Below are 12698 nucleotides of genomic sequence, written 5' to 3' on the forward strand. Positions count from 1 at the left end.
ATAAAAAGGCCAAATTCGAAAAAGGACGCTTGAACAACGGCTTGGAAATGATGCTTTCTAAATCGACTAATTTAATGGAAAAGGCATGATGGCGCGCTACGTTGTGCGGCTTCGGCAAGACGTCGAGCGCTGGACCAAGGCCGGGCTGATTGACCGTTCGACGGCAGCGAAACTGGTCGCCGATGCAGAGCGGCGGGACCGCAATTCCTTCGGGTCCGGCACCGTGCTGGCCATGATGGCGGCGCTGCTGCTTGGTGCGGCGATCCTCATCTTCGTCGCCGCCAATTGGGAAGCGTTTCCCCGGCTCTTGCGGGTCGCTGTGTTGTTTGCGCTGATAATCGGCGGTTACGTCGGTGGCGCGGTTCTGAAAAGCAGGGATCACGACGCATTCGGCGAGGCGGCCTGGATCGTCGCGGCGGCGGCCTTCGGTGCATCCATGGCCTTGATCGGGCAGATGTATCACATGTCCGGCGACGAGTCGGCCGCCATGCTGACCTGGTGCGCCGCCACCGCTGTCGCGGCCCTTGTCCTGCGCTCCGGCCCGCTCACCGTGGCGGCGGTCGGCATTGCCGATGCATGGCTCGCCGGTTCGCTCCTGGGCGGCCTGCGCACGCTCTCCAACCTGGAGACGCCCCTTCTGTTCCTGCCGATTGCGGCGGCCCTCTTCGCCATTTCCTATTGGACGCGCAGCCAGGCCGCGCGCCATCTGATCCTGTTGTCGCTCGTCGCCTATGTCACATGGCTGGCGGCGGATGGCGATGCCTTCGAGGTCGGCTTCCTGATGGCCTGCGTTTCGGCGGGCATTTTTGCGGTTGCGCATATCGCGCCGCGCGAAACCGACAACATCGTGCGCATCAACGGCCGCTTGCCGCTGCATGCCCTGGTCGCCTTCCTGGTGGCCATGGCGCTGATCCAGGTCGAACTGGAAGGGGGACCCGGCTTTATAATAGCGGCCGCCGTAACCCTGGCCGGAATTGTCGCAGCCCTTCTTCTGCAAGGACCGCAGAGCCGCGGGCTGCGCGGGCTTGCCTATCTGGCCTTCGCCATCGAGCTGTGCCTGATCTATGGCATCACCATGGGCACGATGCTGGGGACTGCCGGCTTCTTCCTGTTCGCCGCCGTGCTGCTGGGCATTCTTGCCGCGCTTATCATTCGGCTTGAAGGCCGGATGGGCCGGTCGCAGGCCGAAAGGAGCGGGGCATGAACAACGGCAAGAAGCTTGTCCTGTCCGCGCTGTTGCTGGCGCTCGTCCAGGTGGGGTTCCTCGGCTGGATGATTGTCGGCCGGGCCGCCGTCCTGCGCGACGGCCGCGAGGTGTTGCTGAAGGTCGAGCCTGTCGACCCAAGGAATCTGCTGCGCGGAGACTATGTCATCCTGAACTACGACATCTCGCGCCTGCCGCTCTCCATGATCGCCGACATCGGCGAGGTCCGGCACGATCTGGTCCCGATGCACAGCGTCACCGTGCGCCTGCGCAGGGAAGAGGATGGCTATTGGCGTGCCGGCGGCGCCTGGCTCAAGACACCGCCCAATCCGGCAGGAGCCGATGAAGTGGATATTGTCGGCCAGGTTCCGCCTCTGAACCTCGCGCATGTGGATGGAGAGGTCCGTGTTACCTATGGCATCGAGCGCTTCTATGTGCCCGAGGGCGAGGGCCGCGCCATCGAGCGCGACATGCGCGTGCGGCCCTTCGGCGTCCGGGCCGCTGTCTCGTCATCCGGTACGGCGCAGGTCAAGGCGCTGATGGATGGCGAAAACATGCTGTTCGAGGAGCCGCTCTACTGAGTTGGCCGTCTGGCGGCCGCGCGGCGGCGACGGGGCGTTATTCGTCCTCGCCGGCCTCGAGCGCCTTGCGGAACTCGTTGCGGTGATGGTCGGAGGCGAAATGCCGGCTCCAGGGATCATAAAGTTCCACGTCGGGACGGAATGGCTTGTCGGCGTTGCGCGGTGAAAGGCCTTCACCCTTGTCGGATCGTGTCATCTTGATGCTCTGCTCTATCAGACCTGGGACAACGCCCTGTCGGCCTCCTGAAGACGATGCCTGCCGAATGGTCCGCGGGTGACGGCACGTTTCGCAGGCATCTTTGGATGCTGGTGCGCATGGAGGGACTCGAACCCCCACGCCTTTCGGCACCGGAACCTAAATCCGGGGCGTCTACCAGTTCCGCCACATGCGCGCGGCCTCGCCAATCCCATGAAGGCCGGTCGCTGTCAATGTGTTCAGTGACGGGAACGAGACCGCCCGGTGGCCGTTTTACATGCGCCCGCAACGGCGCGAAGATGGTTGAAAATTGGCCTCGCCTGTGACAAAAGGCGGATCGAATGTGACGGGATGCGACGATCCGCTTCTGCAAAATGTGAAAAGAAGTAGGAACAACAAAGACTTATTCACATTTTGGAGCGTTACCCGGATGATTGGGTCAAGCCTTGACCGGTTCATCCGGCTTCGCCCCGAAGCCAACCCCGGAAGAATGCACCGGCAGGCTGTGAACGGCAGGGGCCGTTTTGCAGTCTTATGGGTCAAGATAAAGGTTTGATGATGCAGGTCACCGAAACGCTCAACTCCGGCCTCAAGCGCGAGATCAAGGTCGTCGTGCCGGCTACCGACATGGAAGCCAGGCTCATGACGCGCCTGACCGATGCCCGGGGCAAGGTCCGCATCAACGGCTTCCGCCCGGGCAAGGTGCCAGTGCAGCATCTGCGCAAGGTCTACGGCAAGTCCTTCATGGCCGAAGTGGTCAATGAGATCCTCAACGACGCGCGCTCCATCATCACCGAGCGCGGCGAGAAGGCCGCCATGCAGCCCGAGGTCATCATGACCGAGGATGAGAAGGAAGCCGAGAAGATCCTTGAAGGCGGCGCCGATTTCGAATTCAGCCTCAACTACGAGGTCATCCCGCCGATCGAGATCAAGGACTTCGCCGACATCAAGGTGAACCGTCCGGTCTATGACGTGCCGGAGGCGGAGATCGACGAGCAGGTGCAGCGCGTGGCCGAATCCACCCGCAGCTACGAGCCGAAGGATGGCAAGGCCGCCGAAGGCGACCGCCTGACCATCGACTATGTCGGCAAGATCGACGGCGAAGCCTTCGCCGGCGGCACCGGCTCCGACCAGCCGCTGGTTCTGGGTTCCAAGGAATTCATTCCGGGCTTCGAGGACCAGCTCGTCGGCACCAAGGCCGGCGATGAAAAGCAGGTCGTCGTCACCTTCCCGGAGAACTACCAGGCTGCCAATCTGGCCGGCAAGGAAGCCACCTTCGACGTCACCGTCAAGGAAGTTGCCAAGCCGGGCGAACTGAAGATCGATGATGAGACCGCCAAGGCGCTGGGCCTCGAATTGCTTGATCGCCTGCGCGAGATCGTGCGCAGCCAGATCGAGAGCCAGTTCGGTTCGATCACCCGCCAGAAGGTGAAGCGCCAGCTTCTGGACCAGCTCGACGCCGCCTACGCATTCGAGGCGCCGTCCAAGCTGGTGGAAGCTGAATTCACCAACATCTGGAATCAGGTCAACCGCGACCTGGAGGCGGCCGGTCGCACCTTCGCGGATGAAGAGACCACCGAGGAAGAGGCCCGCGCCGAGTATCAGCGCCTGGCCGAGCGCCGCGTGCGCCTTGGCCTGGTTCTGGCCGAGATCGGCGAGAAGGCCGGCGTCACGGTTTCGGACGAGGAACTGCAGCGCGGCCTGTTCGAGCAGGTCCGTCGCTTCCCCGGCAACCAGCAGCAGGAAGTGTTCGAGTTCTACCGCAGCAACCCCGAGGCGCTGAACACGCTGCGCGCCCCGATCTTCGAGGAGAAGGTGGTGGACCACCTGCTCGGCGAGATTTCCGTGACCGACCAGAAGGTGAGCAAGGAAGAACTTCTGGCCGAGGACGAGGACGGCGAAGCTGAAGCCAAGCCGGCCAAGAAGAAGGCCGCGCCGAAGAAGGCTGCCGCCAAGGCCGAGGAAGGCGAGGCCGAAGCTCCGAAGAAAAAGGCTGCGCCGAAGAAGAAGGCTGAGAAGGACGCCGAGTAACGGCTCCCTTTCCCGGAAAACAGGAAGGCCGCCTTTCGGGCGGCCTTTTTTGTATCTGGGAACGGCGGAATTCAGACCGCTGCGTAGAGATGCCGGTTGGCGCAGAAGTGGCCGATGATCTCGGCGAGATCCGGTTCCGCGACCTGGCTCTGCGCCTTTTCACCGGTCATCCAGCAACGGGTGCGCTGGCGCTTTTCCTTCCAGCGTTCCGTCATGTTCTCGACCAGCAGGGGAAAGACCAGCACCTCGCACGGCACGTCGTGACCGCCGGACATTGTCTTGGCATAGAAATAGCGGCCGGCCTCGACGGGAGATATGCGGCCGGAAATGCCGGCTTCCTCATCGGCTTCGCGCGCCGCTGCATCGCACAGCGGCTCGCGCGCTTCCGGCCATCCCTTCGGCAGCACCCAGCGGCCGGTGTCGCGGCTGGTGATGAGCATGACCTCGACCACGCCGCCCACCTCGTGCCAGGGCAGGGCAGCCACTTGCAAACGGCATGGCACCGTGCCGAACAGCTTGCGCACCCTTTCGGCGAGATGTGCGTGAGATTGTGGCCCCGTCAGCATCGAAGCAGCGCCCGGATGGAATCATTTTGCCAGCTTGGTAAGCCTACGCCATTCATGGTGTAGGAAAAGTAAATCCGCTCACATTGGCCTTCCGGGCGCAGGCTGGGGTTTTCAGCCCACCTGATCGTCGGCGATCGGCTTCTGGTAGGTGAAACCCATGTCCCAGGGGAAATAAATCCAGGTATCCTGACTGACCTCGGTCACGAAGGTATCGACCAGCGGGCGGCCCTTCGGCTTGGCATACATCGTGGCGAAATGGGCCTTTGGCAGCATGGCGCGCACGATTCCGGCGGTCTTTCCGGTATCGGTCAGGTCGTCGACGATCAGGATCGACTCGCCGTCATTCTCGAGGAGAACCGGGCTGATCTCCTTCAGCACCTGCAACTGCCCCTGCGAGCTGTAGTCGTGATAGGAGGCGACGCAGACCGTCTCGATGACACGGATGCCCAATTCGCGTGAAATGACCGCCGCCGGCACCAGTCCGCCGCGAGTGATGCACACGATGGCCTTCCATTGCTGGCCGGCACCGGACAGCCGCCACGCCAGGGCGCGGGCATCGCGGTGGAACTGATCCCAGGATACCGGGAAAGCTTTGTCGGGAAGGGACATTTCGGGCACACTCCGCAGGCGCGCTGGAGCGCGCAGATGATATGGAATGCGGGCGGAATTAGCCGGAAATCCACATGCTTGGCAAGGGCCGGCTGCAACCGACCCCTGCTATTCAGCGCGACAGGAAGACGGTGACCGGTGCGGAACGCAGAATGGAGCGTGTGACTCCGCCAAAAAGCAGTTCCCGCAGCCATGAATGACTGTAGGCACCGAGCACCAGAAGGTCGGCGCCGCTGGCGGCCAGCCTATCCTGGATAAGGGTTTCCACCGACTGCCCTTGGGAATTGCGAACCGACACGCCCACCGATACGCCATGCCGCCCCAGGGAAGCCGCGATGCGGGAGCCTGCGGCATCCGGGGTGTCGTCGGAGCTTTCCGGCGGATCGATGATCAGTATGTCCGTCTGATCCGCCTCGATCAGGAGGGGCAGGGCGTCGAACGTCGCCCGCGCCGCTTCACGGCTGCCGTTCCATGCCAGCAGGACACGCCGGAAGGAGGAAAGGATCGGCCCGGAATGCGGCACCATCAGAACCGGCCGTCCGGCATCGTAGACGAGGCTTTCGACATCGGTTCCGTCGTCGCTTTCCACGTCGCGCTGGGCAGCGACGATCAGGTCCGCGGCGCGGACATTGGGCAGGCCCGCAAGCGTTCCGTCGCCGGAGAAGCTTTCAAGCGTTCGCCATTCGAAGGAAAGCCCTGCATCCTCGACGCGTTCGTGGAAGGTGCCGCGCAGCTTCAGCGTGGCTTCCTTGTTCAGTTCGGTAGAAACCTGGATGAAGTCGGTGTCAGGAAAGCCCGCCGCCGCCGTGTAGGGCACAGGCAGAACCTCGGCATGGATGCCGACGAGGTGAGCTTCGAGACGGGAAGCCAGCGGAATGGCGCAATCGAGTACGCGCTGAAATTCCTGCTCGCCCTGCAATATGGCTGCAATGGTCTTGAACGACATGGCCGGCCCCTTTTCGATAGAAAAATGGCCAAGCTAAACGCGCCGGAACGCTTCCGGTTCCGTGTCGCCTCAACTTGCTTCGCCAAGGTCCCTCACCATGGCCTCGACATCCTTGCGGGCTGCCTCCAGCGCATCCTCGGAGCGGGCGCGCACCACCAGCTCGGTCCAGAACTTGCCTTCGCCGAATTTCGGGTACGAACCAATGATGGTGAGCGGGTGCGCCTTCTGGATTTCCGACAGCGGGCCGCCGATGACGCCTTCGCCCAGGGGGCAGGGGACCGTAGCGGTCAGCATCTTCACGCCGGTCTTCAGCGTGGGGACGACCTTGTCCAGCATGGCCTGGAAGACGGACGGCACGCCGGCCATGACGTGGACGTTACCGATGCGGAAACCGGGGGCGACCGAGACGGGGTTTTCGATATGGGCGGCCCCGCGCGGCATCCTCGCCATGCGCTTGCGCGCCTCGGTGAACTCCATGCCGCGTTTCGCATAATGCGCTTCCAGCATGGCGTAGGCAGCGGTATCGTATTCACAGGGAACGTCGAAGGCCTTTGCTACCGAATCGGCGGTGATGTCGTCATGCGTCGGCCCGATGCCGCCGGATGTGAACACATAGGTATAGCGCTGGCGCACGGCATTGAGGGCCGCGACGATGTCGTCCTCGTCGTCCGGAACGATGCGAACCTCCTTCAGGTCGATCCCCACGGCAGTCATGATATCGGCAAGATGCCCGATGTTCTTGTCCTTGGTGCGCCCGGACAGGATTTCGTCACCAATGACGAGCATGGCGGCGGTGACAATCTCGGTCATGAACGACTCCTCGAACATTTTATCGCCTTCCCATAACCCGTTGGCGCGAACTGCGCAAAGATGCAGGATTTGTGAACGGTGTGTCGGCGCCGGGGTACTTTTCCATGAACATGCACCGCCCTAGATTGCCCCGGTATTCGAAGCGGACGTGGCGTCCGCGGCCGCAACCGTGGAGATGGAAATGGCGAAGGTGCTTGTCCTTTATTATTCGAGCTGGGGTCACATGGAGCAGATGGCGAAGGCCGCGGCCGAAGGCGCGCGCGAGGCCGGCGCCGACGTGACCGTCAAGCGGGTTCCCGAACTGGTGCCGCTGGAAGTAGCCAAGGCCGCCCACTACAAACTCGATCAGGAAGCACCGATCGCCGAGCCGCTCGAACTGGCGGATTATGACGCCATCATATTCGGCGCCTCCACCCGCTTCGGCGCCATGGCTTCCCAGTTGAAGAACTTCCTCGACCAGACCGGCCCGCTGTGGGCCAAAGGCGCGCTGGTGAACAAGGTCGCTTCGGTGATGGCGTCCACCGCAACCCAGCATGGCGGCGCGGAGGTGGCCCTGATCAGCACGCAGGCCTCGCTCCAGCATCACGGCATGATCATCGTGCCGCTGTCCTATGCCTATCAGGGCCAGATGGGCAACGATGTGGTGCGCGGCGGCGCGCCCTACGGCATGACCACGACCACGGAAGGCGACGGTTCGCGCCAGCCTTCGGCGCAGGAGCTGGAAGGCGCGCGCTTCCAAGGCAAGCGGGTGGCCGAGATCGCGGCCAAGCTCCACGGCTAAGGCTCAAACGGCTTTGCCATGCAAGGGGGCGGCCACTGGCCGCCCTTTTTGCTTGGAATTGAGCCATCGAACAGAAATTGAACGGGACGGCTACTCCGAAACCTCCGTCTCCGGCCGGTCGCGGCCGTCGGAGAGTTCCTCGTGCCAGTTGCCGGAACTGTCCTCGTACTGGATGCCATCCGAGGTTCCGGAAATCTGCTGTTCCTGCGCTGCCTGTTCGGCAGCCCGAACCGCGGCCTCGCGGCTTGGAAAAGTCTCCGAATAGGTCGAGCCGACCTGATAGGCCCAGCCCCCGTCATGCTCGACGATTTTATAGACGACCTTCGCCATCCTCGTTCTCCGCTCATCACCTGTTATAGAGGTGATTGCAGAACGCGGCGGCCCGTCATTGGTTGCCTGACGTTTGTCAAGCCTGCTCCACCCAATGCCGCATGGTGGTGACCGAGCGCAGCAATTGCGGGGCTGCCTGGATCTCTTCGCCAAGAGCGGCTGCCGCACGCCAGCCCCAGCGCGGATCGGCAAGGAAGGCACGGCCGAGGGCGACCATATCCGCTCTGCCTTCGGCAACCACTGCTTCCGCCTGTCTCGGCTCGGTGATCAGGCCCACAGCGCGGACGGGAATGTGGGCGCCCTTGCGTACCGCTTCGGCCAGATCGACCTGGTAGCCGGGCCCGGAGGGAAGTTTCTGTAGCGGGGAATTGCCGCCGCTGGAGCAGCAGATATAGGAAATGCCTTCGCCCTTGAGCACCTTTGCGACTTCGATGGCATCATAGACGTCGAAGCCGCCTTGCACCCATTCCTTCACGGAAAGGCGGATGCCCAGCATGAGGGAAGGGGCGGCCTTGCGCACCGCGCGCGCAACCTCCACGGCAAAGCGCATCCGGTTTTCAAGCGAGCCGCCCCAACGGTCCGCCCGCCTGTTGGAGAGGGGCGACAGGAACTGGAAGATCAGGTAGCCATGCGCGCCGTGCAATTCGATGAAGTCGAATCCGGCATGTTCCGCCCTTCGGGCGGCCTGCGCGAAGTGATCGACCTCCTGCCAGATCTCGTCCTCGCTCAGGGCGTGTGGCGTCTGCCAGCCTTCGTCATAGGGGATCGCCGAGGCAGAGACGATCCGCCACGGGTCCTCGCCGGGCTGCAAGGGCCCGCCACCCTCCCAAGGCCGCCGGCAGGAGGCCTTTCGGCCAGCGTGGGCGAGCTGGGTGCCGAATCTGGTGCCGGGCGCCGCCACGCGCCTTGCCGCATCGAGGGCACGCTTGGCCGCTGCCTCGTTGGCTTCGCTATAGAGCCCGAGGCAGCCATGGCTGATGCGGCCGCGACGCTCGACATTGGTCATCTCCACGGTGACCATGCCGGCGCCGGACATGGCGAGGTTCATCCAGTGCTGGAGATGCCAATCGCTGGCCGAACCGTCATCGGCGGAATACTGGCACATGGGCGCCACGGCTATGCGATTTGGGAAGGCGAGATTTCCGAGCGTGATCGGCTGGAAAAGAGCTGCAGTCATGAATGGCTCCGTACAAGTCCTGGCTATTTAGGTTGAATGCCGCTTCGTTGCCACCCGCTGGGTTGTCCGGAAGCTCCGAAATCGATTGGGACAGGTGACCCTCCAGCGCGGTTGCCTATCTCCATCCGATGGCCCCATTCGCCAAAAGGAGACGCTGGCCGCCTGCCTCGGTTGGGCTACAGTTTCAGGTCGGAAGGTTCCCGGATCCAGCCAAAGGCCGGTTATGACGTTGGCGTCAACAAGCACAGGGCAGCGGTCGCAAGCGCTCGATATGGCCAAGGGTATCGCCATTATCCTGGTGGTCTATGGCCACTGCCTGCGCGGATTGTTGAGCGCGAACATCGTGCCGCCGGACTCCGGGTTGGTTCTTACGGACTATGTTATCTACACATTCCATATGCCGGTCTTCTTCTTCATATCCGGCCTCTTCTTCGCTGGTTCCAGAGACAAGCCGGCCGGAAGTTTCTGGCTGGGCCGTCTCAGGATGATCGTCTATCCATACTTCCTTTGGTCACTGGTGCAGGGCACCATTCAGGTCGCCCTGTCCGGTTCGAGCGCCGTCAACGCGACCGTCGGTGCCGACCGGTTGCTGGAAATCCTGTGGGTGCCTATCTCGCCCTTCTGGTTCCTCTACGCCCTGTTCTTTTGCAATGTCCTGGCTTACGTGCTTGCCATGTTGCGCACCGACATGCTGGCGGCGGGCGCATTCATCGCCTTTGTGGCCTTGCATTTCGCAGGCGCCGGCGTCGTTGGAGATATCGCCTACGGCTTCTTTTACTTCACGCTCGGCATGCTGGCTCGCGAACGCATCTGGCTGACTTTGCTGCCGGTTTCCCGGATGGCGACAGGTGCGCTTTGTGCCTTGTTCTTGCTGGCGGCAGTTGGCGCTTATTACGCCGGCATTCCGGAACGCCTGCCGATTCTGGCTGCAATTCTTGGAATCGCCGCAATGCTGGCGTTGTGCGCAAGGCTCGAACAGTCGAAGTCCTTTGAGGGGTTATGCGGTCTTCTGGCTCTGCTCGGCCAGTTTTCGATGTCGATCTATGTCCTGCATATTCTCGTGCTTGGCTTCGTCCGGACCATGTTGCTGCGGTTCATGGGAATAGATGACCCGGCCATTCTGATCCCGACCGCGACGGTTGCGGCGATAGCTATCCCGGTGCTCATCCAGATGGCGGCCATTCGGCTCCATCTCAACGACCTGCTTGGCCTGCCGAGTTCGGTGAAAATCAAGCCTATCAGGCGACAGGCGGTAAATTCCTGAAAGCAGACCAGATGGCCGGCAGCCTTGGGAATGCGACGATGGCTGCAAACATCTGTTGACGAATCCGCTCAAACCTCTGACAAACAGCCCGCGCGGACGTGGCGGAACTGGTAGACGCAAGGGACTTAAAATCCCTCAGCCTTCGGCTATGCGGGTTCGATCCCCGCCGTCCGCACCAGCCTGGGGCAGTCCCGTCAATCCTCCTCGACAAAGACCTCGTCGCGCTTTTTCCTGATGCTGGGCAGGAAGACCACGACCAGCACCAGCGCCGAAATGCCGAGCAGGGTGGCGCTGATCGGGCGGGTGAGGAAGGTTGTCGGATCGCCGCGCGAAAGGATCATGGCCCTGCGCAGATTCTCCTCCAGCAGCGGCCCCAGCACGAAACCGAGCAGCAGCGGCGCCGGCTCGCAGCGCAGCTTGAGCAGCACATAGCCGAGCAGACCGAAGAAAGCGACGGCATAGAGGTCATAGACGTTGGAGTTCACGCTGTAGACGCCGATCGAGCAGAACGCCATGATGATCGGGAACAGCACGTAGTAGGGGATCGTCAGCAGCTTCACCCACAACCCGATCAGCGGCAGGTTGAGCACGATCAGCATCAGGTTGCCGATCCACATCGAGGCGATGATGCCCCAGAACAGCGCCGGCTGTTCTGTCGCGACATTGGGGCCGGGCACGATGCCCTGAATGATCATGGCGCCGATCATCAGCGCCATCACCGGATTGGCCGGAATGCCGAGGGTGAGCATGGGGATGAAGGAGGTCTGCGCGCCGGCATTGTTGGCCGATTCCGGGCCCGCGACGCCTTCGATGGCGCCATGGCCGAATTCCTCCGGGGTCTTGGAGACGCGTTTCTCGACCGTATAGGAGGCGAAGGAGGCAAGGATGGCGCCGCCGCCCGGCAGGATGCCGAGCGCCGACCCCAGGACAGTGCCGCGCAGGATGGGGGCGACCATGCGCCGGACGTCGTCACGCGTGGGCAGCAGGCCCGTCACGCGGGCCATCAGCACGTCGCGCGATTTTTCGTTCTCCAGGTTGCGCAGGATTTCGGCGATACCGAACACGCCGACCGCCACCGCGACGAAATTCAGCCCGTCCGCATATTCGCGGATGCCCAGGGTAAAGCGCGGCGTGCCGGTGTAGATGTCGGTTCCCACAAGGCCGAGCAGCAAGCCCAGCACCACCATGGCGATGGCCTTGATGACCGAGCCATGGGCAAGCGCGATGGAAGAGACAAGGCCGAGCACCATCAGCGAGAAATACTCCGCCGCGCCGAATTTCAGGGCGATGACGGTGAGTGGCGGGGCAAACAGGGCGACGAGAAAGGTCGATACAGTGCCGGCGAAGAAGGAGCCGATCGCCGCGACGGCGAGGGCGGCCCCGGCGCGGCCCTTGCGCGCCATCTGATAGCCGTCGATGGCGGTCACGGCGGAGGACGATTCACCCGGCATGTTGATGAGGATCGCCGTGGTCGAGCCGCCATATTGCGCGCCGTAATAGATGCCGGAGAGCATGATCAGGGCAGAGACCGGATCGCCGATCTGGAAGGTGATGGGCAGCAGCATGGCGATGGTGGCCGTCGCGCCGATGCCGGGGAGTACGCCGATGAGCGTGCCGAGCAGCACCCCGATCAGGCAGAACAGGAGGTTCCACAGCGTGGATGCGGTGGCAAAGCCGAGGGCAAGATTGCTGAACAGATCCATGAGCTTGCCTTTAGAAGCGGAGCCAAGGCCCGAAGCGCACGAAAGGCAGCCCGAGCGCATAGCTGAAGACGATCAGTGCAAACAGCGTAAGCCCGGCCGACAGGATCAGGGCCGTCAGCGGTTTCATCTTCTGGCTGGCGAAGGAGGCGATCAGGCAGGTGTGGAAGATCGAGAGAACGAAGCCCAGCCCGCGCACCGTGAGGCCGAAGAAGATCGGCGCGGGAAGGATGAGCACCAGCCCGCGCCACGCGATGTGGCCGATCGGCTCGCTCTCGACCCGTATGGCATCGATCAGCACGACGACGCCGAGGAGGATGAGGATACCGGCCAGAACAAGGGGAAAGTAGCCGGGGCCCATCCGCAGCGCTGTGCCGAGTTCGAGATCAAGCGATTCGAAGGCGAAGAAGACACCGAGCCCGATGAAAAATACGGCGCACAGGCCGTTCGTCCTGTCGACAGACAAGGATTTCATGGAAATTCTCTACGGCGGTTGACGGGAA

14 protein-coding genes and 2 tRNA genes are annotated in these 12698 nt (G+C 62.7%); 6 read left to right on the forward strand and 10 right to left on the reverse strand.

What is annotated here, in order from left to right; genetic code table 11:
* Positions 1-88: 88 nt before the first annotated feature.
* On the forward strand, positions 89-1204 hold the full coding sequence (locus tag ACVCNR_RS01185) for a DUF2157 domain-containing protein (protein ID WP_447073502.1): 1116 nt from the start codon (positions 89-91) through the stop codon (positions 1202-1204).
* Positions 1201-1785, forward strand: coding sequence for a GDYXXLXY domain-containing protein (locus tag ACVCNR_RS01190; protein WP_447073504.1), 585 nt, complete (start codon positions 1201-1203; stop codon positions 1783-1785). The genes ACVCNR_RS01185 and ACVCNR_RS01190 overlap by 4 nt, the downstream gene beginning before the upstream one ends.
* Positions 1786-1822: 37 nt before the next feature.
* Here ACVCNR_RS01190 and ACVCNR_RS01195 read toward each other — a convergent pair whose 3' ends face one another.
* Positions 1823-1981 carry a hypothetical protein gene (locus tag ACVCNR_RS01195; RefSeq protein WP_447073506.1) on the reverse strand — a complete coding sequence of 53 codons (159 nt, stop codon included), beginning with the start codon at positions 1979-1981 and terminating at the stop codon, positions 1823-1825.
* Between the two features lie 111 nt (positions 1982-2092).
* Positions 2093-2177, reverse strand: a tRNA-Leu gene (locus ACVCNR_RS01200).
* Positions 2178-2539: 362 nt separating this feature from the next.
* On the opposite strand from ACVCNR_RS01200, the gene tig reads away from it, so the two are divergent.
* Positions 2540-4012, forward strand: coding sequence for a trigger factor (gene tig, locus ACVCNR_RS01205; protein WP_447075617.1), 1473 nt, complete (start codon positions 2540-2542; stop codon positions 4010-4012).
* Positions 4013-4083: 71 nt separating this feature from the next.
* Here tig and ACVCNR_RS01210 read toward each other — a convergent pair whose 3' ends face one another.
* From ACVCNR_RS01210 to ACVCNR_RS01225, 4 genes are all read right to left on the reverse strand, one after another.
* A complete protein-coding gene (locus ACVCNR_RS01210) occupies positions 4084-4578 on the reverse strand; it encodes an NUDIX hydrolase (RefSeq protein WP_354195719.1) in 495 nt (164 codons plus the stop codon).
* A 111-nt stretch (positions 4579-4689) separates the two neighbouring features.
* Positions 4690-5187, reverse strand: a complete 498-nt coding sequence (gene gpt, locus ACVCNR_RS01215) for a xanthine phosphoribosyltransferase (RefSeq protein WP_354195717.1) — start codon at positions 5185-5187, stop codon at positions 4690-4692.
* 112 nt (positions 5188-5299) lie between these two features.
* The gene (locus ACVCNR_RS01220; protein WP_354195715.1) at positions 5300-6133 is read right to left on the reverse strand and encodes a universal stress protein; all 834 of its coding nucleotides are present in this window, start codon (positions 6131-6133) and stop codon (positions 5300-5302) included.
* 69 nt (positions 6134-6202) lie between these two features.
* Positions 6203-6943 (reverse strand): competence/damage-inducible protein A, encoded by a 741-nt coding sequence (locus tag ACVCNR_RS01225; protein WP_354195714.1) that lies wholly within the window; start codon positions 6941-6943, stop codon positions 6203-6205.
* Between the two features lie 181 nt (positions 6944-7124).
* Here ACVCNR_RS01225 and wrbA point away from each other — a divergent pair, with 181 nt between their 5' ends.
* The gene (wrbA, locus tag ACVCNR_RS01230) at positions 7125-7724 is read left to right on the forward strand and encodes an NAD(P)H:quinone oxidoreductase type IV (RefSeq protein ID WP_354195713.1); all 600 of its coding nucleotides are present in this window, start codon (positions 7125-7127) and stop codon (positions 7722-7724) included.
* Positions 7725-7814: 90 nt separating this feature from the next.
* Here wrbA and ACVCNR_RS01235 read toward each other — a convergent pair whose 3' ends face one another.
* Together ACVCNR_RS01235 and ACVCNR_RS01240 are read right to left on the reverse strand one after the other, a co-directional pair.
* On the reverse strand, positions 7815-8054 hold the full coding sequence (locus ACVCNR_RS01235; RefSeq protein WP_354195711.1) for a DUF2188 domain-containing protein: 240 nt from the start codon (positions 8052-8054) through the stop codon (positions 7815-7817).
* Positions 8055-8130: 76 nt separating this feature from the next.
* Positions 8131-9231: an NADH:flavin oxidoreductase/NADH oxidase gene (locus tag ACVCNR_RS01240; protein WP_447073507.1), complete on the reverse strand. Its 1101-nt coding sequence runs from the start codon at positions 9229-9231 to the stop codon at positions 8131-8133.
* A gap of 271 nt (positions 9232-9502) precedes the next feature.
* Here ACVCNR_RS01240 and ACVCNR_RS01245 point away from each other — a divergent pair, with 271 nt between their 5' ends.
* Together ACVCNR_RS01245 and ACVCNR_RS01250 are read left to right on the forward strand one after the other, a co-directional pair.
* Positions 9503-10495, forward strand: a complete 993-nt coding sequence (locus ACVCNR_RS01245) for an acyltransferase family protein (RefSeq protein ID WP_447073508.1) — start codon at positions 9503-9505, stop codon at positions 10493-10495.
* 92 nt (positions 10496-10587) lie between these two features.
* Positions 10588-10673, forward strand: a tRNA-Leu gene (locus tag ACVCNR_RS01250).
* A gap of 16 nt (positions 10674-10689) precedes the next feature.
* On the opposite strand, the gene ACVCNR_RS01255 is transcribed toward ACVCNR_RS01250, so the two are convergent.
* Both ACVCNR_RS01255 and ACVCNR_RS01260 read right to left on the reverse strand, forming a co-directional pair.
* Positions 10690-12198 (reverse strand): tripartite tricarboxylate transporter permease, encoded by a 1509-nt coding sequence (locus ACVCNR_RS01255; protein WP_447073509.1) that lies wholly within the window; start codon positions 12196-12198, stop codon positions 10690-10692.
* Positions 12199-12208: 10 nt separating this feature from the next.
* Positions 12209-12670, reverse strand: coding sequence for a tripartite tricarboxylate transporter TctB family protein (locus ACVCNR_RS01260; protein WP_447073510.1), 462 nt, complete (start codon positions 12668-12670; stop codon positions 12209-12211).
* Positions 12671-12698: the final 28 nt, after the last annotated feature.

This window comes from Aquamicrobium terrae, from assembly GCF_052978165.1.